Source organism: Phytoamicus setariae (genome assembly GCF_016722925.1).
Taxonomy (GTDB): domain Bacteria; phylum Pseudomonadota; class Alphaproteobacteria; order Rhizobiales; family Rhizobiaceae; genus Rhizobium_E; species Rhizobium_E setariae.
Map to the genome: position 1 here is coordinate 330,372 of NZ_JAEQNC010000002.1, position 18,814 is coordinate 349,185.

Consider the following 18,814-nt stretch of genomic DNA (forward strand, 5'->3'; position numbering starts at 1 on the left):
ACATTCCTTGCGGCAAAACAATGTCAATTGAAGGTGGGAAGAGTGGTTTCGCCGACGTTGATGTCTCCAAGCGTCCTGAAACTCAGGCGCGCGCCGATCTGCCAGTCATTCGCCGAGGTATCATAAATGTCTCGCTCCTGGGTAAAGGCGATCGAGAAGACCGTACAGGTATCGTCATAGGCAAACCCGACGCCGCGTCGGCTGATGACATTGTCATCGATATCCCAGGTCATGGAGCCATAGAGCGCAAAGTTCTGCTTGAGCTTGACAGCGCCTGTCGTCTGGATTTCGTTGCTGGTGGTCGGAAATCCATAGTCCGGCTGCGCGGCGATCTGCGAGTAAGTCACTTCCGACTGCAGCCAACTGCTGTTGTAGCCGACAGTCGAATCAGCCCGCTGTACCTTCATGCTCTTCTGGTCGACCCGGCCGCCGAGCGACAGGGACAAGCCATTGGGTATTTCAACTCCAGCCGCACCGACATAGTCGGAGCGAGTCGTTTCCAGGCCGGAATTGATGCCGACATTGACAAGGTCTGGGCTGGCGAAGGAGTTCTCGCCGGCAAGCTGGTAGGATTGCCCGAACACCCCGCGCACGGTGTAGCCATTATCGAAAGTGCCGGTATATCGGACACCCAGATTGGCGCGTGTGCCGCCTTCTACCCGGTCGAAACCGGAGAACTTGTCGCGATCAAAAAGCGTCGATGCATCGAAGACCAGGCTCTGGGCATCCTCGTTCGGAAGGCCGCCGGCCAGTTGCTCGTCGGGTCGCGCATAGACCTGTAGGACTGGTTCGAAGATATGGCTGGAATTGGCCGACGTCATCAGGATGGGGTAACGCGCCTCGATGCCGGCAGTCATCATGTAGCGGGTCGTGTCCGTACCCGTATAGTAATCGCCGGTATAGACCGAAGACGGCGAGTTGGTATCCAGATGGAACCCGTCTCCACGCGCGGCAAGCAATGGTGTCAGCACCAGTCCACCCGGCACGATGAAGGTCCGCTTCCACTCCATTTCCGTGGTGAAACGGTTGGATGAGCCGGCGAGGCCGCGGAAACGCTCAGTCACGTGCCTGTTGTTGACCACGTCGTACGCATCCGTCGTCGTGCGCGTCAGACTGGTAAAGTTCATCGTCGCGCTCAGCTGGCCGCCGAGCACCGATTGAGGATGAATGTAGTTGTAATCCGTGACCGGATGGACGATCGCCTGCTTGTGTTCATCCGCGCTGCTCAGGGTCGCATCCTGGACGTCGAAGTAGAACGAGCGCATGTCGAAGGAGTTCCTGCGTCCAAGGCCAGACAGGTAAATCTGGTTGGTATGGATCGGGTCATCCGAATTGAACAACGAATAGGTGCGGGCGAAATTGTTGTCCGACTGCAGGAGCGCATCCCAGCCAAAAGTCCAGCGCGGATTGATCTTGAACTCCGCCTTGGACGAAACGCCGTAACGCTGTGTGTTGTCGGCGTCCGACGTATTGGAGGTGAACTTGTTCGGGTTCATCTGGTCGATGCCGGCGATCTGCAACGTATGCAGGCCCTGCTTGAACTGTTGGCGGAACTCCGCGTTGATCAGCGCGCCCTGCGACGTGTAGCCAGTGATTGCCAGCGTCGCGTCCATATGCGGCGTGATCGTCTGGTAATAGGGAATGGTAAGCCCGAAGCCCAGGTTCTGGGACGAACTCATCTTCGGAAAGAGGAAGCCGGACTTCCGCTTCACGGTGGGATCGGGAACTTCGAGCACCGGAATATAGGCAATCGGCTTGCCGAACAGTTCGAAGCGCGCTTTTTCGAGGCGGACCGTATGCGTCGTGCCATTCTGAATGACGCGCTCTGCCTTCACTTGCCAAAGCGGCGGCTTTTCAGGATGCTGTTTGCAAGGTTCGCAGGCGGTATAGACGCCTTTCTCGAGAATCATCTCGTCGGCGTTGACCCGCCGTCCCTTGAGCGCGACCAGGCGCGTATTGTCGGTTGTTTCGATCCTGAGCGAGTTGATGAAACCGTTGGCGAAGTCGTCGGTTACATCCATCTTGTCTGCGTACAGACGATTGCCGCTGGGTTCGATCAGTTCGATCTCGCCAAGCGCCATCATGCGGCCCGTCTTCTGGTCGTACTCGACGCGCTTGGCGACCAGCTTGTAGCCGCCATAGTTGATCTGTACGCCGCCGACGGCAACGATCTTCTCGTTGTCACGGTCGTATATAAGTTCCTTGGACGTTAGCAAAAGCTTGGCGTCTTCGGGAATATTCGCTTCGGGTGCATAATCCGCTGTCTGTGCATGCGCAAGTTGGTATGCAGACGCAATTATCCCAAGCGACGCCACCCCCGTAAGAAGGGTCGCCCTCAGATTGCTTGCGAATTTGCGGTTGCTTACCGCCACTAACCGTCCTCCTGATGCAGCAACAACGTCGTCCCAAGAAACATTGCGACCACGACTGGAATCCAGGCTGCAACGAACGGAGGAACAACACCGCTGCTCCCGAATGCTTTAATAAGCACGGTAGCCACATAAAGCACGAAGCCTGCGAAGACGCCACCGAAAATCATGGACTGGGATTGGTTGAAGCGACTGAATTTTAACGACACTGTTGCCGAAATGAGAGTCATGGCGACCAGCAGGAACGGCATCGATATCAGCGAATGAAACTGTGTTTCGAGTGCGAATGTCGAGACGCCAAATGACCTGGCAGCTTCGATCTTCTGCGGAAGCCCGAGGAAACTAACGGTTTCAGGACGGGAGAGACGCTCCTGTACGAACTCTCGTTTCAGATTGGTACGGACTTGTACCGTATCAAGCGCTTCCGGAATCTCGCCTGGGCGCGTCACCTTGACCTCGTTAAGGAGCCAGTAACCATCTTTCAAACTTGCTGTGGCTGCGTCCTGTCGCAGGATGATTCGGCCCTCGGGCCCGAAGTGGATAAAGACGGCATCGCGAAGCAGGGTGCCGCCTTCATCCACGTTCATCGCACCGATGACGACGTCGTCGTCGGAGGTGATCTGGCGGAGCCACGGGATTGTCTGGTTTCGCCGGCCGAGTTGTTTGGCAGCCTTTGCGCTGGATTCGACCTGCTGGGCGACACGCATCCCTGCGGCGGCGATAGGGTTGAGCACGAACAGCGCGAGCAGGCCCGTTATCATGGCGCCCGTCACAAACGGCATCATGAACTGCCACACGGAAATCCCCGCCGCACGGGTGACCACCATTTCCTGGCGCCGATTGAGCGTTACCAGCGTGGTTATCCCGGCGAGAAGCATGATGAACGGCACGGTCTGCTGCAGAATCAGCGGCATCCGCACGAGTGTCAGGTACAGGCTGTCGAGCAGCGTGAAGCCTGGTACCGAGCCCCGCAGCGACGAGTTCTCGATGAAGTCGATCAGGAACACCAGACTGGCCACGCCGAGAAAGAACCAGAAGATGGTGGAGAGGTGCCGCTTGAGGAAATAGCGAAAGAGGGTACCCGTCATCATTGTTGCAGGTCCTCCTTGCGGGGGGCGAGTTGGCGGATGCGGCCAACCAACCACTCGGAGAAATCGGCGATCAGGCTGCGTTTTCCGAGGTGCCTGGAATTGCGGACGATGCCGGCAATCAGCAGCAGGTTCAGCCCTATCACGAACACGTAGAGCCACACGATCGCCGACGCCGACGCTTCAATCCTGTTGGCCAGGAAAAACGCTCCCCAGCGTACGGCAAAGGCCACGCCCAGCGCGGGAATGAGAGGATGGATTGTGCGCTCGCGGTGGGAGTGTGCGCTTCCTGCGATCGCCAGCGAGATCAGTGCGAACGTCACCGGGAAAAACCAGTCGGTAAGGCGCCGATGCAGTTCGGCCCGATATTCCTGCGGCTTCTCCATATAGTCCGGGTCTTTCGGATTGGGATTGAAGAGGAAGGCGAGATCGCGATCGGTGGCGCGCAACTTTGCCTGGCCGCGGGTTTCTGAAAGCTCCGAGAGGTCAAAGGAATAGGAATCGAAATGGATGATGGATACCGAGCTGTCCAAAGCCTTGCGATGGATCTCGCCGTCCTTCATGATCAGCGTGCCGCCGCCCTCGTCGACAGCGCCTTCGCGCGCATAATAGAGCATCTCGAACCGGGGATCTCGCGAGTCCGCCACGAACAGGCCGCGCATGACTCGTCCCTTGAGGCGCTCGGATATCTGCACGTAAAGTCCGTCGTCGATTTTCCGGAACGCCTTCTCCTCGATCACGGACGACAGAAGGTCGGCATAGGTTGCCGCAATCGTCTTGCGCATGCCGAGGCGGGATACGGGTTCGACGAAATTGTCGATTGTGAAGGACGCGACGCAAAGCAGGCTCGCAACGAGCAGCACCGGCTTGTAAATCGTCTTGCGCGCTGCTCCCGCCCCGTCGATGACCGCAAATTCCGAGTCATTGTTCATTGTCTGGAGCGTCTGGGTCGCGCCGATGATCAATGCGAAGGGCAGCACGACAGGAATGATTGTCGGCAGAATAAAGGTGGCAAGCATCGCGAACGAGCCGATCGACTGGCCGCTGTCCGTCACCAGGTTGATGCGCGACAGAACCTGTGTCGTCCAGATGATGGCGAGCACTGGTACCAGTGCCACCAGAAACATCCGGAAGACCCGGCGGAATATGTAGGATTCCAGCAATGTCATGCAGCATCCAAAAAATGGTTTTTCGCGCGGGTCAACGTATGGCAGCCGATTTGGCACTTTTGTCGGCGGCTTTCAAGCGGCCAGGCGATCAAGCTTGCCCGTGCACACGCTTTTGTTGCCAGCAAGGATTGCGAAACGCCTCGGTGGATAGGTCTCAAGACGTCCTGTAGGCCAGGGTAGTGAGCGAAATTGCGCGAAAACTGGAGGAAATTTTGCGATACTGTGTCATATTCAGAGAAAATGTTGAGATCCATCACGAAACTCGGAGCATTTGCGCAGCCATGTGCCATTTGCGCTTGCAATCCAAAACTATTGATGCTGATTCACGTTAGAGTTTAGTGTCTTGCCGGGTGTCTTCATGAAATCGCGTTTTGAATTTTCGTTCGTGCGTTCCGCAAAACAAACTGCCGGAACCGCAGTCGTGCTGGCGGCTGCGGATAAGGACCAGATAACGATTGCGAACGCGGATCTGGTCGATCCGGCCGGAGCATTCAGCAAGGCAGCGCGGATTGCCAAATTCAAGGCTGCCAAGCACAGTCGCCTCGATCTCATTACACCAGCGGGCATAACCATGGACCGGCTGATCGGGATCGGATTGGGCAAAGCCGCGGATATGATCGGACACGACTGGCTGAAAGCGGGAGGCGTGGCGGCTGCGTCGCTAGATGGCTCCGACAAGGTCTGGATCTATCTGGATGTCCCCGGTTTCACCGTTACCGCCAAGGAAGTCGCGGATTTCGCGTTGGGTATGACGCTGCGGGCATATCGCTTTGACAAGTACAAGTCGGTCAAGACCGACGAGGAAAATCCGGGGCCCAAATCGCCCATAAAGGTGACGGTGGTGACGTCGGTCGCGACTGCCGCCAAAAGACAGTTCGAGGTTGTCTCAGCAGTCGCCGATGGCGTGACGCTGGCGCGCGATCTCGTCAACGAGCCGCCGAATGTCCTCGGTCCGTCGGAATTCGCGGCGAGAGCAAAAGAGCTGGAGGCGCTTGGCGTTGCGGTTGAGATCCTCACGGAAAAGGAAATGCGCAAGCTCGGCATGGGCGCGTTGCTGGGCGTATCCCAGGGTTCGGTGCGTCCGCCACGGCTTGTCGTGATGCAATGGATGGGTGCCAAGCCGAAGGACAAGAGCTATGCCTTTGTCGGCAAGGGCGTCGTATTCGACACAGGCGGCATTTCCATTAAGCCTGCTGCAGGCATGGAGGAAATGAAAGGCGACATGGGTGGAGCGGCCGCCGTTACCGGCCTCATGCATGTGCTGGCCGCGCGCAAGGCCAAGGTCAATGCGATCGGAATTATCGGTCTGGTGGAAAACATGCCGGACGGTAATGCCCAGCGGCCCGGCGACATCGTGACCTCGATGTCGGGCCAGACCATCGAAATCATCAACACCGACGCCGAAGGTCGCCTCGTGCTCTGCGACGCGCTGTGGTATTGCAACGAACGCTTCAAGCCGGCCTTCATGATCAACCTTGCGACGCTTACCGGTGCGATCGGCGTGGCCTTAGGCTCCTATCATGCCGGTCTGTTCGCCAATGACGACATGCTTGCGACCAATCTTCTGATTGCCGGCATCAATGCCAATGAACGACTGTGGCGCATGCCGCTTGGCCGCGAATATGATAAGATGATCGACAGCCGGTTTGCCGACATGAGGAATACCGGTGGGAGCCGCCAGGGCGGAGCGATTACCGCAGCGCAGTTCCTCAAGCGCTTTGTGGGTAATACGCCGTGGGCTCATCTTGATATTGCCTCGACGGCGATGGGCTCGCCGAGCGACGAGATCAATCAGTCCTGGGGGTCGGGATTTGGTGTGCGGCTGCTCGATGAACTGGTTCGAAGCAACTACGAAAACTGAAGGAAACGGCCTTGGACATCCTGTTCTACCATCTGACGGAAACGAAGATGGAAGATGCGCTTCCGGCGTTGCTGGAAAAGAGTGTCGAACGGAAGTGGCGCGTTGTCGTGCAGACGGTGGATCAGGACCGGAGCGCTGCCCTTGACGCGCATCTATGGACATGGCGTGCAGAGAGCTTTCTGCCTCACGGTACCGAAGGCGAAGCGCATGCCGACGCCCAGCCGGTCCTGATCACGACCACTGGCGCCAACGCCAATGCAGCCGCAGTCAGGTTTCTCGTCGATGGCGCCGAGCCGCCGGATCTGGCAGGCTACGAGCGAGTGGTGTTCATGTTCGATGGCTATGACGAAGGCCAGCTTGGCCTTGCGCGCAGTCAGTGGAAAAAGTTGAAGGGCGAAGGTCATTCGCTCTCCTACTGGCAGCAAAACCCTGAAGGTCGTTGGGAAAAAAAGGCGTAGCTCTCCATGCTCGTACGGCCTTTCCGTCCCGACGATGCCGAGCGCCTTGCCACTATCTTCTATCGATCGGTGCGCGAGGCGGCGCTACGGGGCTACTCCGAGGAGCAAGTCGCTGCTTGGGCGCCCAAGGTTCCGCGAGCCTATGTTTATAGGCGCCGTGCGGATGGCGGCAACATTCTGCTGGTCGCGGTCGATGAGAATGACAATCCCATTGCCTATGGCCACCTCGAGCGGTCCGGCCACATCTTTCATCTCTTCTGCATTCCCGAACACGTCGGCACGGGCGCCGTGTCGAAGCTTTATGACGCATTGGAGGCGGAGGCGCGCAGGTGCAATATCGAGCGGCTTTTCGTGGAGGCAAGCGAACTGGCCCGGCCGGTCTTCGCGCACAAGGGTTTTGCACTTATTCGCCGCCACGACTTCACCTATCGCAAGGTGAAGATTCACAATTACATCATGGAAAAGATCCTGCGCGCGTAAGTGCCGGAGTTGCGGGGGATCAGTCCAGCGTCACCGTGTCCTTGTTGCGCGGGCGCATGATGTAGGTCTTGTCGTAATGATAGGTGGTCACGCCGGTAACCGGCGCCAGCAATTTCGAAAATGGCGTATCGAGCTCGTACGTTGCCCGTACTGCAATCAACTGGACACCGACTTCAGCAATCTCCTTGGGAATTGCCACCGGCGAGGCAGTGTTCTTGAGCAGCGCTGCGGTATTGTAGCCCTTCGACCAGTTGACCTTTGCCGACAGGTCGCTGGCGATATCCACGACCGCCAGTTCGATTTTCAGCTTTGCCGAATCGAAAGGCTGCATGATCGTGGCCGTGCCGGCAACAATCGCGCCGACGTTGGTGGATGTCCAGGACGACTGCTGGGAGACCATGTCCCCCAATGTGCTGACAACGAGGTTCACCCTGCGCGAGACCATCAGGGCCTGTCCGATGTCGACCGTTCCTGCGAGTAGTGCAATCAGGATCGGGAAGATAAGCACGAACTCGATTGCCGATACGCCCCGCTGGTCCGCGGGAAGGGCGCGTGCCGCTGTCCTGAAACCGCCGAAATCAACTTTCGTCATCTTGCGCAATCGATTCCGCATCAGAAAGGCTCGTTCTTGAAGAGTTCAGCTGTGGCCAAAACGTACCTGCCATCGGTGAGCCGGCCGCTCGATATCGGGTAGAGTTTGATGACCGGATCCCAGGGCAGAAAGGCCTGGACCAGCACGTAGTCGCCGGAGTCTCCGATGTTGAAATCCTCGACAACGTTGTAGGTGCCGCCGATGCTGCCGGATACGCGGGTCACGGAGTTCATGTCGGTGATGACGGTGGCGCGAACCTTGAGATTGGAATTGCAGGAGAAGGAATAGGACAAGTCGGTGCAGACGGCAGTCTTGAATTTATTGATGTCCCAGGCAGCAGTTTTTGCGGTGCCGATGCGGACCTGTCGCACGGCCTTATGAAGGGCTGCGTCGAGGCCCGAATCGACAAAGTACATCACCGCAAGTTCGATGATCGCAAAGATCAACACCAGGAACGGCAGAGCGAGAATGGCGAATTCTATCGCCGTGCTGCCCTCCCGGTTGTCGATGTATCGACGAAATGCCCTCATACGGCCAATACTCCGGCGCAAAAACTGTCCGGACAATATCAGCGAAGCCTTGATAGCAGGTTAAGCGGCTTCGTGCCGCTCATCGTCAATCCTCGAAGGCTTCGACGATCTTGCGACGTCCAAGCATGAATGCGTCGGCGACATGGGTCAGCGGCGAGATGTCGGCGTCGCTGGTCCCGGCTTTGACGATTGAAGCGAAGCGCCGATAGAGATTCGGATATTCTTCTTCCGGTGCTTCGTAGGCCAGCGCACCGTCGATGAACAGCTTTGCGCCACCGTCTGCCAGCCGCATATTTCCAGCTTCCGTCTCCGCTTCGATGTCCCAGCTCTGTTTGCCAGTCTGGCGCCAATCGAACACGGCGTTGACGACCAGCCGGTCGGCATTGCCAAAGGTGAGGCTTGCCGCAATCGGGGCCGCGCGGTTTTCCGGGAATTCAAGCGTTGCTTCCGTCAGGAATACTGGCTTCGGCAGGATATGGGTGACGATCGACAGCGCGTTGATGCCCGGATCGAACACGCCGAGCCCACCCGGTTCCCAGATCCATGCCTGGCCGGGATGCCAGTGGCGCACATCCTCTTTCCAGGTAACCGTCATAGATTTCAGCGGCGAGGCTGCGATGTAGGTCTTGGCCTGCTCGACAGCCGGTGCGTAGCGGGAATGCCAGCTGGCAAACAGGCTGAGGCCCTTGCTCGCGGCGATGCGCTTGAGATCCTCGACCTCCGATATCGTCGCTCCCGGCGGTTTTTCGAGGAATACGTGCTTGCCAGCATTGAGGGCGGCAAGCGCCGCCTCGTAGCGGAACTGCGGCGGCATGCAAAGTGACACCGCTCGAACCTCCGGCCTGGCCGCAAGCATTTCATCGATGGATTTGTATGCCGGCACACCTTCTACCGTGCCGTGGCGGCTAGCGGTGGCTACCAGCTCGAAATCCGGGTTGGCAGCAATTGCCGGCACGTGTTGATCGCGGACGATCTTGCCGACGCCGACGATTGCGAGCTTGATGGGTGCCATGAATGCCTCTTCCCCAAAAGTATGATTATTGTGCTGGTCTTTTACCAGAAGCTTGGAAATCGGCAAGCATGCGACGAACGGGTCCAGCAAATTTTCCGCCGCCCGTCTTCGTTGCATTCGGTGTGTCGGTGTCGCATGCGCTGCCCACAGTGCGCGCAAAGGACGCTGTAGAATTATGCAGTAGTCTGCTTGGCCGCCCTACGGCGACGATAGGTCAGCGCGTTGGCGATGCACATTCTCAATCGAGCATCGCCGAGGTCGCCTTCCAGGGTGATATGGAGACTGCGGTTCCCACCGAAGCTGAGTTCAGGAAAGCGTTCGCGCCATTCCTCGACCAGGCTGGTCTTGCAATTCACATAGAGCGCAATTGCCCCGCCATGCGTCTCGTCGCGATCAATGCGGACGGTGGTCCCGGCTTTGCACAAGAAGGATGGCTGGCCCCATTTCAGGGTTTCCTCAACAGCGCCGACATTTTCGTCTCTTGCGACGTCCAGAATGACGGCACGGAGTGCGAGCAGCTTCTCGCGGACAGGTTCCGCATAGCGGTCGATGACGTCAGCGAGGGGCGTCGGCAGCGGAGGGGCGATCATGTTGTCCTGCATGCAACTCCCTCCGCCGTCTAGTTTTGATCAGCTGGCTGCTTCTTCCAGCTCGCCCGAAAGCATCAGCCACTCTTCCTCGGTGTCAGCCAGCTTCTGGGCAGCATTTGCCCGCGCCTTGGTCAACTCGGCTGCCCGTGTCGGGTTCTTCGAATAGATCGTCGTATCGCCGAGTTCGGTGTCGATGCCTTGAATCAATCTCTCAATCTTTGCGATCAAGCCCTGGAGATCCTCGACTTTTTTCTTCAACACGGCGGGGTTCGTCCGCGGCCTGGCCTCGACTGGCTTTGCCGCTTCCGCAGCCGCCGCGGCAGCAGCAGCCGTGGCGGCCAGTGCAGCTGCTTCGGCCTGTCGCGCCTTCTTGCCCTTCTTCGAGCTGCCGACGACGAGATCGCGATATTCGTCCATGTCGCCTTCGAACACGTTGACGCTGCCATTGTTGACGACCCAGAGGCGATCCACCGTCGCCTCGATCAGGTGGCGATCGTGGGCAATCAGAATGACGGCGCCAGTATAGTCGTTGAGCGCTTCGATCAGCGCTCGGCGACTATCCATGTCGAGGTGGTTGGTCGGTTCGTCGAGGATCAGCAGGTTCGGCGCGTCGAATGCGGCGAGCCCCATCAGCAGGCGGGCCTTTTCGCCACCGGAAAGGTCCTTGGCGGGGGTGTCCATCTTTACCGTCGGCAGGCCCATCTGGGCGGTGCGGGCCCGCACTTTGGCCTCGGGTTCTCCCACCATGCGCTTGCGCACATGCTCGACCGCGCTCTGGTCCGGGATCAGGTCGTCGAGCTGATGCTGGGCGAAGAAGCCGATCTTCAGATTCGGCGCCACGGTCAGCGATCCGGTTTCGGATTTCAGCCGTCCCGAGATCAGCTTGGCGAATGTCGACTTGCCGTTGCCGTTCGAACCGAGCAGCGCAATCCGGTCGTCGGTGTCGATGCGCAGGTTGAGATTCTTCAGGATCGGCTTGCCAGGCGTATAGCCGACAGAACCGTTTTCGATGGCGATGATCGGGGAGGCGGCTTCCCGTTTCGGGTCGGGGAACTTGAAGCCCTGCACATGGTCGTGGACGACAGCCGCAACCGTGCCCATGCGCTCCAGCGCCTTGACGCGGCTCTGAGCCTGCTTGGCCTTCGTTGCCTTGGCCTTGAACCGGTCGATGAAGCTCTGCAGGTGCTTGCGGGCGGCCTCGTTCTTGACCTTGGCCTTTGTCTGCAGCTCGTCGGCTTCGGCCTTTTGTCGCTCGAACGAGTCGTAGGTGCCGCGATAGAAGGTGAGCTTCTGCTGATGCAGATGGATGATCGAATTGACTGCGGAATTCAGCAAGTCGCGGTCGTGCGAAATGATGATGACCGTGTGTGGGTAGCGCTTGATGTATTCTTCAAGCCAAAGTGTGCCTTCAAGGTCGAGATAGTTGGTCGGCTCGTCGAGCAGCAGCAGGTCGGGTTCGGCAAACAGAACCGAGGCCAGCGCCACGCGCATGCGCCAGCCGCCGGAAAAGCTTTTGACCGGCCGTTGCTGCGCTTCTTCATCGAAGCCGAGGCCGGCGAGGATCGAAGCTGCGCGTGCTTCGGCCGAATAGGCGTCGATATCGGCCAGCCGGATCTGGATCTCGGCGATCCGGTGTGGATCGGTCGCAGTTTCGGCTTCGGCCAGCAGCGCGGTCCGCTCCTTGTCGGCGGCAAGCACGATTTCCACCAGCGTTTCATCGGTACCCGGCGCTTCCTGGGCAACCTGGCCGATGCGGGCATTCTTGGGCATCGAGAACGAGCCTGTCTCGGCAGCGAGATCGCCGGTCAGGATGCGGAAGAGTGTGGACTTGCCCGCACCATTGCGGCCCACAAGGCCTGCCTTCGTTCCGGAGGGAAGCGCAATGGTGGCGTGGTCGATGAGCAGGCGCCCGGCAATGCGGGCGGAAAGTTCGGTAATCTTGATCATGCCCGGGCCATAGCGCAAAAACGCGCCAAGGGAAAGTGAAGTGGTGCAACGCAGCAAGGATATCTGCCGTCCCGGCAGTCCGCGCGCGCCCAGGAAGCATGCCGAACGGGCGAGACAACAACCTGCGGAGCTTGTGACCGCACATCAAGAATCGCAGGTATCATGCTTAACTTGGACAATTTACGTTAAATTAAGCGGTTTTCTTTATTGATTTCAGCTCAGCAGCGCGGCGGAATTGCCCGACCGATACTTGACCAAGTGTGAATGCGTGTCGCGTGAAAATCTAAATATTAAAGCTATCGCCATTACATTCGTGATGTTTTCTACGTTCTTGCTTGCGGTCCTCGCATGGCCGCGTGGCGAATTTGTTCTCGTTGTCGGGACGCCGCACGCCGATGAAGCGCAGATGATGGATATCATTGGGCGTGCCGGCGGTACGTTTGTGGCTTCCGGAAATCTCGAATGGCTTGCCGTAGCCCATTCAGACCGTGTCGGTTTCGCGGCCCGGCTGTTTTCCTCTGGTGCAATGCTGGTGCTGGACCAATCGTTTGCGTCCGGTTGTCTTGAAAGGAAATGAATATGACTGCTTTGGACAATCTCAGGCACAAGGCATCCTATGGAGCCACCGGGCTGCTGTGGGTCAATGTCGCCATTCTATGTGCTGTGGCACTGACCGGCCACGGCACCAACACGGTCGCTTCGATTATCGGTTGCGCTTTGCTGGCCGCGACCGCAACAATGTTCTGGCTCCGGGACAAGGCGGGGCCGACGACGCGCGTTGTCAACGCGATGGCCCTAGCAGCGCAGGTCGGCATGCTGGTTTATGCATTCTCCGGCTCGGCCTATCAGATTGATATGCACATGTACTTCTTCGCGACGCTTGCGATCACTGCGGCTTGGGTGGACTGGCGCGCGATCATCGCCTATGCGGCGCTGGTGGCCGTGCATCACCTGGTACTATACGTCGCGGTTCCGGCGGCCGTCTTCCCTGGCCAATCCGATTTCGGCCGGGTGCTTCTGCATGCCATGATCCTGATCCTTCAATCGGGTGTCCTGATCGCTCTGACCGGTGCGGTGGTCCGTTCATTCGACATGGCCGCAAACGCAGCCGATAGTTCGATTGCTGCCCATAAGCAAGCCGCTGTGAATGCCGAGCAGGCCCAGAAGGCTGGTGAGAAGGCCGCAGCCGAGCGTGCAGCGCGTGAGGTGGAGAAGGCTGAGGAAGCGCGCCGGATAGAACTCGCCGTCGATAGTCTGGCAGGTGCGCTGGAGCAGCTTTCCGTCGGAAATCTTTCTCATCGCATTGCGCTGCCTCTGCATGGCCGTATGGACGGCCTCCGGCTCACCTTCAACGCATCGTTGGAAAAGCTTGAGCAGGCGCTCAACGAAGTCGGCCATGCTGCACGCAGCGTCCGGCATGATGCCGCCGCGATCAGTGGCTCCAATCAGGAACTGGCCAGCCGCACCGAACGGCAGGCCGTGTCCGTCGAGGAGACCGCAAGTGCGCTTTCGCAGATTTCCGGAACTGTAGAGGACACGGCGAAACTTGCCGTGGAGGTCGATCGGCTGGTAGGCAGCACCAAGAACGGGGCGGAGCGTTCAGCCACGATCGTCGCTACCGCTGTCGAGGCCATGAGCCGGATTGAAGACTCTTCGCGGCAGATCAGCCAGATCATCGGCGTCATCGACGAGATTGCCTTCCAGACCAATTTGCTCGCGCTCAATGCGGGCGTGGAGGCGGCGCGCGCGGGTGATGCCGGCAAGGGCTTTGCTGTCGTTGCACAAGAAGTGCGTGAACTTGCGCAGCGCTCGGCCACGGCCGCCAAGGAAATCAAGACGCTGATCAACGCCTCGCATGACCAGGTCCAGCGCGGTGTCGACCTCGTTGGCCAGACGGGGCAGGCTTTGAAAGCAATCGAAACGGAAGTCCATCAGATTTCGAGCCAGGTTCAGTTGATAGTGCATGCCGCGCGGGATCAGTCCGGGGGCATTCGCGATATCAATGGCACGATCGACCAGATCGACCAGAACACCCAGCACAACGCCACCATGGTGCAGGAATCGACAGCAGCCGTGCATTCGCTGGCTCAGGAAGCCGCGGCGCTGGAAAACCTGCTTGCCAAGTTCACGCTGAATGAAGCGGCCGGTGGCCATGGCCACATGCCGGAACGGCGCCGCGCCGCCTGATCGACGCAGAGCCCGAAGATCTGCCGAGGCCGCCTACGGGCGGCCTTGCTATATCCACCGCTTTCCCGCCGTGCGCTGGAAATAGACCATGTCCAGAGTGACGGATGGTTTGCCCAACGCGGTCAGGATCATATGGCACTGACCACGGTGATGGGTCTGGTGGTTGAAGATGTGAAACAGCGCCGAGGCGAGGCGCTGGGTAACCGGCTCGGGCGTGGTGATCGGTGTGTATGTGAAATTACCCTCAAAGACCGCGTCATCCAGGCTATCGATCAGCGCGATGATCCGCTCGTCTTCCTTGATCCGCGCCCCGGTTAGATCAGCTAGCTCTGGATAGAGCATCGTGTTAAGTGCTGCCGGGGCCTCGCCCGTGCCCGTGATCCGCTTCAACCAGATACGATCTGCGGCGAGCAGGTGGTTGAGCGTGCCGATTAGAGATCCGAAGAATGCGCCCTTGTTCTGCGTGAGTTCCTCTGCCGTCAGGTCTTTGGCGGCGGCGTAGATCACGCGGTTGGCCCAGGCATTATAGGCGGCGAACATCTGTAGCGTGCTTTTCATCGAATTATCCTCATCGGCAATCTGTCGACGCTAGACCTATGGCGAGGGCTGGATCAAGCGGCATTTGCTGATGGATTCCATGACATCTTTTGAATTGTGGCAACAGTACATTTGCGCTCATTTATGGTGCCGAAACCCGCTTACGAGACTGACATGACCAGACTGCTCTATTCCCTTTGCGGCGCCGATGCCGACTGCCGCTTTTCTCCCCATGTGTGGAAGGTCGCCATGGCGCTCAGCCACAAACGGCTCGATTTCCAGGAAGTGCCGACGCCGTTCACGTCGATCCGGTCCGTTGAGATCGGCTTCTCACCGACAGTGCCCGTGATCAACGACAATGGTGAGCTCGTACGCGAGAGTTTCGACATCGCGCTCTATCTGGAGGAGCGCTATCCCGAACGGCCGAGCCTGTTCGGCGGTGAGGGCGGCAAGGCCCTGTCGCGCGCCATCGAGGGCTACTCGCAGTTCATCCTTCATCCGGCCTTGGCAAAGATCCTGATCATGGACATTCATGATCTTCTCGCACCCGCCGACCAGACTTACTTCCGGTCTAGCCGGGAGGCGCGCTTCGGCAAGACGCTGGAGGACGTAGCTGCCGCTGCGGACGAAGAACTCGCTGGCTTTTCGTCAAAGCTCGAGCCACTGCGCCATGCGCTCAAGTTCCAGCCCTGGCTCGGTGGCGACGGGCCGCTATTTGCCGACTACATCGTCTTCGGCGCGCTGCAATGGGCGCGTGTTGCCTCGCCAAAATCACTTCTGGCGGCAGGTGATCCCGTCCATGACTGGTTCGAGCGCTGCCTGGATCTCCATGATGGACAGGGCAGGGCCGCCAAAGCGGCATAGCGCCTTGCACACAGATGACAGTTCGGTGAATTTCAGCCATTCGCGGCCAGCTGCGGGTGGTCCCCCTTGTGTTCGGCCGGGAAGGCGGGTATTGAGCCGCCCACCTGAGGAATTCAACATTAAAGGGATATGAAAATGGCGATTGAACGCACCTTTTCGATGATCAAGCCGGACGCAACCAAGCGCAACCTGACGGGCGCTATCACCAAGATGCTTGAAGATGCCGGCCTGCGCGTCGTCGCTTCCAAGCGCGTCTGGATGAGCAAGCGCCAGGCAGAAGGCTTTTATGCCGTTCACAAGGAACGTCCGTTCTTCGGCGAGCTGGTTGAAGGCATGACGTCCGGCCCGACCATCGTTCAGGTCCTCGAAGGCGAGAACGCCATTCTTCGTAACCGCGAAATCATGGGCGCCACCAACCCGGCCAACGCCGACGAAGGCACGATCCGCAAGACGCATGCGCTGTCGATCGGCGAAAATTCGGTTCACGGTTCGGATGCTCCGGAAACTGCAGTCGAAGAAATTGCTTACTGGTTCTCCGGCACCGAAATCGTCGGCTGAATCAAGCTTTGAGGCAAGCGCCTCAAGAGCATGAATTGAAACAAAGAACCGGAGTGGAAACGCTCCGGTTTTTTGTTGTCTTCAGCCCTTCTTGCAGGCTCGCTGGAACTGGATCTTGCCATCCTTGCCGAATGCCTCTGGATTCCTGTCATAGGCAGCGCCTAGCACCAGCGCGTGGGCCGGAAGTACCGTCTGGTCAAGCGTCGAGGTCAGCGTGGTATCGAGCGTCTGCAGCACTTTTCCGTCTGTAGCCCTGACGATCACGTGGATTGCGTAGGGCTTGTCGGCAACGACACAGGCCAGATCGGGACTTTGCAGGTCGATGCGGGTCATCTTCGCAAAGACTTTCTGCTCGCTGATCAGCGGTGGTCCGCCTGCCGGATCCTCGAATTCGGCCCGCACGACGGCGTTGTCGGGCAGGGGCTCCAGGCGGTTGAGCGTCAGCATATAGAAAGCGCGCGCGAGCCTGACATTGAAGATGAAAACCTTGCCGTTGACTTTGACATACTCGGCCTCGTCGCGTTGGCAGGAGGCCGTAAACGACAGCAAGGCCAGGAGCGGAACCAGCAGTATTCGCTTCATGATGCACCTTCCTTCCGCTTCTTGCTATAGTGCAACCGGGCCTTGGCGCGGTTGCCGCAGACAGCCATGTCGCACCAGTTGCGGCTGCGGTTCCGGCTTTTGTCGAGAAACAGCCAGCCGCAGTTCGGGCAGACTTTCATGCGGTCCGGCTCGGGTTGGCTGACCAGCTTGAGGGCGGAATGGGCCGTCGCCAGATCGACCGGCAAAGGCGAGGTGACATATCCGTGCCTACGTATGGTCGAGGCGATTGTCTCGAGCAATTCGGCCAGCATCGACGGGTCGTCGCGACCTTCGCCAACCCTATGCCGAAAGAATGCGTCAGTCGCTTCCCTGAGTCTCAGGAAATGGCTCGCACCCTCAGATGCAACAGGGGCGAGCGCCGGAAAAGCAGATCGCTCCGCCGACAGATGGCCGGCTGCGTCGGCAAAATCGCGCAATTGGGAAGGCACAGCAAAGCGGTCGATCCGGCGTTCGGGATCGAAGCGCAGGATAACGCTGTTGGCGACGTCAAGCGCCAGCGCGCCGCCGGCAAAACGGTGAGGCGTCCAGATAAAGCTCATGACGTAATTATAACTGGTAAAAATCGTTACACCAGTTATATTCCTTGCATGCTGACCGAGGCTTCGCTCGCCTATTTCCTCCAGCAATGCCTCAACGCCGCGCCATCCGCGGCGCTCTATGCCATGCTTGCTTTCGGCTATTGCCTGAGTTTCGGGCTGACGAAGCGGGTCGATTTCACCCCGGGGGCGCTTTTCGCCTTCGCCGGGCAGATTTTCGTCCTCTTCACTGCCTTCGGTTACGAGCGGCTGTGGCTGGTCTATCCGGCAGCGCTTGGCGTCGGGGTCGTCGCCGCACTGTCCTACACGCTGCTCGCATCCGCGCTGATCGGCGCCAAGGTCACCCGTCCGCTCGCCGCGGTCTCGCCAAACGCCGTGATTATTGCTTCGCTGGCCGTGATGATCACGCTGATGGAGACCGTGCGCCTGGCTGCGAACACGAGAGAGGTCTGGCTGTCCCCCTTTCTCAACCAACGCATCGTTTTCTGGGGGCTGCCAGCCTTTCCCGTGGTGATGACGGCGCTGCAGGTCGTCAACACCCTTGTCATGGCTGCTATCGTCGCGATTGCGGCGATGGTGCTGACGAGGAGCGCGATGGGCAGGAACTGGCGTGCCGTCTGCGACGATGGCCGGGCAGCGGAGTTGATGGGGGTCAATGCTGATGCCACCCTGGTGGGCGCGGCGCTGGTGACGGCGACCTTCTCCGCCACTTCGGGCATCCTGGCGACGGCATACTATGGCTCGATGGATTTCGGCTCGGGGCTGATGTTCGGCCTGAAAGTGGTGATGATCGCTGCGATCGGCGATCAGTCATCGCCGGCAAAATCGGCGCTGGGCGCTGCCCTGTTTGGCGTAGTGGAGACCTTCTGGGGCGCCTATGTCGGATACATCTGGCGAGATCTCGCGATGTTTTCGATGCTGGTGCTGCTCGCTGTGTTACTCAGGCAGGAGCGGCGGATCTAATCCTTCTCCCACTTCTGTCTCGCCGTATCATCTGCGTCCTTGGCGCTGACCCAGCCGCCTTCGGTCCCATCAGCGAAATGCTCCTTTTTCCAGAAGGGGGCTGATGTCTTGAGAAAATCCATCACGAAATTCGCCGCGTCGAATGCCGCCTGCCGGTGTGTGGACGTGGCGATCACCAGTACAATGTTTTCGCCGGGGGCGATCCGTCCAAAGCGGTGAATGGCAGTTATGCCGAGCAATGGCCAGCGGCCTGCCGCTTCGGTGCAGATCCGGGCAATTTCGGCCTCGGCCATGCCGGGATAGTGTTCGAGCTCGAGTGCCGAAAGCCGGCCGGCTTCGTCGCGGCAAAGGCCAGTGAACGTGACGACTGCGCCGGTATCGGTTCTGCCTTCAGACAGAAGCGCGATTTCGGCAGCCACGTCGAAATCTTCGCGCTGCACCAGTATCCGCGGTTTTATTGCGGCAGACAT

General features: G+C 58.9%; 20 protein-coding genes. 8 read left to right on the forward strand and 12 right to left on the reverse strand.

Annotated features, from left to right (window positions below):
- Nucleotides 1-23: 23 nt before the first annotated feature.
- From JJB09_RS04280 to JJB09_RS04290, 3 genes are read right to left on the reverse strand one after another with little or no spacing between them, the layout of a single operon-like run.
- Nucleotides 24-2,372: an LPS assembly protein LptD gene (locus JJB09_RS04280; protein ID WP_201653599.1), complete on the reverse strand. Its 2,349-nt coding sequence runs from the start codon at nt 2,370-2,372 to the stop codon at nt 24-26.
- The gene (lptG, locus tag JJB09_RS04285; protein ID WP_201653602.1) at nt 2,372-3,460 is read right to left on the reverse strand and encodes an LPS export ABC transporter permease LptG; all 1,089 of its coding nucleotides are present in this window, start codon (nt 3,458-3,460) and stop codon (nt 2,372-2,374) included. Before lptG ends, JJB09_RS04280 begins: the two co-directional genes overlap by 1 nt.
- The gene (locus JJB09_RS04290; protein ID WP_201653605.1) at nt 3,457-4,626 is read right to left on the reverse strand and encodes an LptF/LptG family permease; all 1,170 of its coding nucleotides are present in this window, start codon (nt 4,624-4,626) and stop codon (nt 3,457-3,459) included. The genes lptG and JJB09_RS04290 overlap by 4 nt, the downstream gene beginning before the upstream one ends.
- A 358-nt stretch (nt 4,627-4,984) precedes the next feature.
- Here JJB09_RS04290 and JJB09_RS04295 point away from each other — a divergent pair, with 358 nt between their 5' ends.
- Genes JJB09_RS04295 through JJB09_RS04305 form a run of 3 tightly spaced genes read left to right on the forward strand, consistent with a single transcriptional unit; the run spans nt 4,985 to nt 7,425 of the window.
- Nucleotides 4,985-6,487, forward strand: coding sequence for a leucyl aminopeptidase (locus JJB09_RS04295; RefSeq protein ID WP_201653608.1), 1,503 nt, complete (start codon nt 4,985-4,987; stop codon nt 6,485-6,487).
- Nucleotides 6,488-6,498: 11 nt separating this feature from the next.
- Complete coding sequence (locus tag JJB09_RS04300) at nt 6,499-6,945, forward strand: DNA polymerase III subunit chi (RefSeq protein WP_281431815.1); 447 nt, start codon at nt 6,499-6,501, stop codon at nt 6,943-6,945.
- 6 nt (nt 6,946-6,951) lie between these two features.
- Nucleotides 6,952-7,425, forward strand: a complete 474-nt coding sequence (locus tag JJB09_RS04305) for a GNAT family N-acetyltransferase (RefSeq protein ID WP_201653611.1) — start codon at nt 6,952-6,954, stop codon at nt 7,423-7,425.
- A gap of 19 nt (nt 7,426-7,444) precedes the next feature.
- Here the strand turns inward: JJB09_RS04305 and JJB09_RS04310 are convergent, their stop codons facing one another.
- The 5 genes from JJB09_RS04310 to JJB09_RS04330 all read right to left on the reverse strand — a co-directional run bounded on the left by JJB09_RS04310 (nt 7,445) and on the right by JJB09_RS04330 (nt 12,096).
- Complete coding sequence (locus tag JJB09_RS04310; RefSeq protein ID WP_201653614.1) at nt 7,445-8,017, reverse strand: TadE/TadG family type IV pilus assembly protein; 573 nt, start codon at nt 8,015-8,017, stop codon at nt 7,445-7,447.
- 20 nt (nt 8,018-8,037) lie between these two features.
- Nucleotides 8,038-8,547, reverse strand: a complete 510-nt coding sequence (locus JJB09_RS04315; protein WP_201653617.1) for a TadE/TadG family type IV pilus assembly protein — start codon at nt 8,545-8,547, stop codon at nt 8,038-8,040.
- A gap of 85 nt (nt 8,548-8,632) precedes the next feature.
- On the reverse strand, nt 8,633-9,559 hold the full coding sequence (locus JJB09_RS04320) for a Gfo/Idh/MocA family protein (RefSeq protein WP_201653620.1): 927 nt from the start codon (nt 9,557-9,559) through the stop codon (nt 8,633-8,635).
- Between the two features lie 173 nt (nt 9,560-9,732).
- Nucleotides 9,733-10,161: a DUF1801 domain-containing protein gene (locus JJB09_RS04325; protein ID WP_201653623.1), complete on the reverse strand. Its 429-nt coding sequence runs from the start codon at nt 10,159-10,161 to the stop codon at nt 9,733-9,735.
- A gap of 27 nt (nt 10,162-10,188) precedes the next feature.
- Nucleotides 10,189-12,096 (reverse strand): ABC-F family ATP-binding cassette domain-containing protein, encoded by a 1,908-nt coding sequence (locus tag JJB09_RS04330; protein ID WP_201653626.1) that lies wholly within the window; start codon nt 12,094-12,096, stop codon nt 10,189-10,191.
- Nucleotides 12,097-12,346: 250 nt separating this feature from the next.
- Between JJB09_RS04330 and JJB09_RS04335 the strand changes: the two genes are divergently transcribed.
- Nucleotides 12,347-12,673 carry a hypothetical protein gene (locus JJB09_RS04335; protein ID WP_210341653.1) on the forward strand — a complete coding sequence of 109 codons (327 nt, stop codon included), beginning with the start codon at nt 12,347-12,349 and terminating at the stop codon, nt 12,671-12,673.
- A gap of 2 nt (nt 12,674-12,675) precedes the next feature.
- Nucleotides 12,676-14,283 (forward strand): methyl-accepting chemotaxis protein, encoded by a 1,608-nt coding sequence (locus JJB09_RS04340; RefSeq protein ID WP_201653632.1) that lies wholly within the window; start codon nt 12,676-12,678, stop codon nt 14,281-14,283.
- 48 nt (nt 14,284-14,331) lie between these two features.
- On the opposite strand, the gene JJB09_RS04345 is transcribed toward JJB09_RS04340, so the two are convergent.
- Nucleotides 14,332-14,841, reverse strand: coding sequence for a DinB family protein (locus JJB09_RS04345; RefSeq protein WP_201653635.1), 510 nt, complete (start codon nt 14,839-14,841; stop codon nt 14,332-14,334).
- 153 nt (nt 14,842-14,994) lie between these two features.
- On the opposite strand from JJB09_RS04345, the gene JJB09_RS04350 reads away from it, so the two are divergent.
- Together JJB09_RS04350 and ndk are read left to right on the forward strand one after the other, a co-directional pair.
- Complete coding sequence (locus JJB09_RS04350) at nt 14,995-15,684, forward strand: glutathione S-transferase family protein (RefSeq protein ID WP_201653638.1); 690 nt, start codon at nt 14,995-14,997, stop codon at nt 15,682-15,684.
- 135 nt (nt 15,685-15,819) lie between these two features.
- Nucleotides 15,820-16,242 (forward strand): nucleoside-diphosphate kinase, encoded by a 423-nt coding sequence (ndk, locus tag JJB09_RS04355; RefSeq protein ID WP_201653640.1) that lies wholly within the window; start codon nt 15,820-15,822, stop codon nt 16,240-16,242.
- Nucleotides 16,243-16,323: 81 nt separating this feature from the next.
- Here the strand turns inward: ndk and JJB09_RS04360 are convergent, their stop codons facing one another.
- Together JJB09_RS04360 and JJB09_RS04365 are read right to left on the reverse strand one after the other, a co-directional pair.
- Complete coding sequence (locus JJB09_RS04360; protein ID WP_201653643.1) at nt 16,324-16,824, reverse strand: hypothetical protein; 501 nt, start codon at nt 16,822-16,824, stop codon at nt 16,324-16,326.
- Complete coding sequence (locus tag JJB09_RS04365; RefSeq protein WP_201653646.1) at nt 16,821-17,384, reverse strand: CGNR zinc finger domain-containing protein; 564 nt, start codon at nt 17,382-17,384, stop codon at nt 16,821-16,823. Before JJB09_RS04365 ends, JJB09_RS04360 begins: the two co-directional genes overlap by 4 nt.
- Before the next feature lie 48 nt (nt 17,385-17,432).
- Between JJB09_RS04365 and JJB09_RS04370 the strand changes: the two genes are divergently transcribed.
- Nucleotides 17,433-18,344 (forward strand): branched-chain amino acid ABC transporter permease, encoded by a 912-nt coding sequence (locus tag JJB09_RS04370; protein WP_201653649.1) that lies wholly within the window; start codon nt 17,433-17,435, stop codon nt 18,342-18,344.
- Here the strand turns inward: JJB09_RS04370 and JJB09_RS04375 are convergent.
- Complete coding sequence (locus JJB09_RS04375) at nt 18,341-18,814, reverse strand: molybdenum cofactor biosynthesis protein MoaE (RefSeq protein WP_201653651.1); 474 nt, start codon at nt 18,812-18,814, stop codon at nt 18,341-18,343. The genes JJB09_RS04370 and JJB09_RS04375 overlap by 4 nt on opposite strands.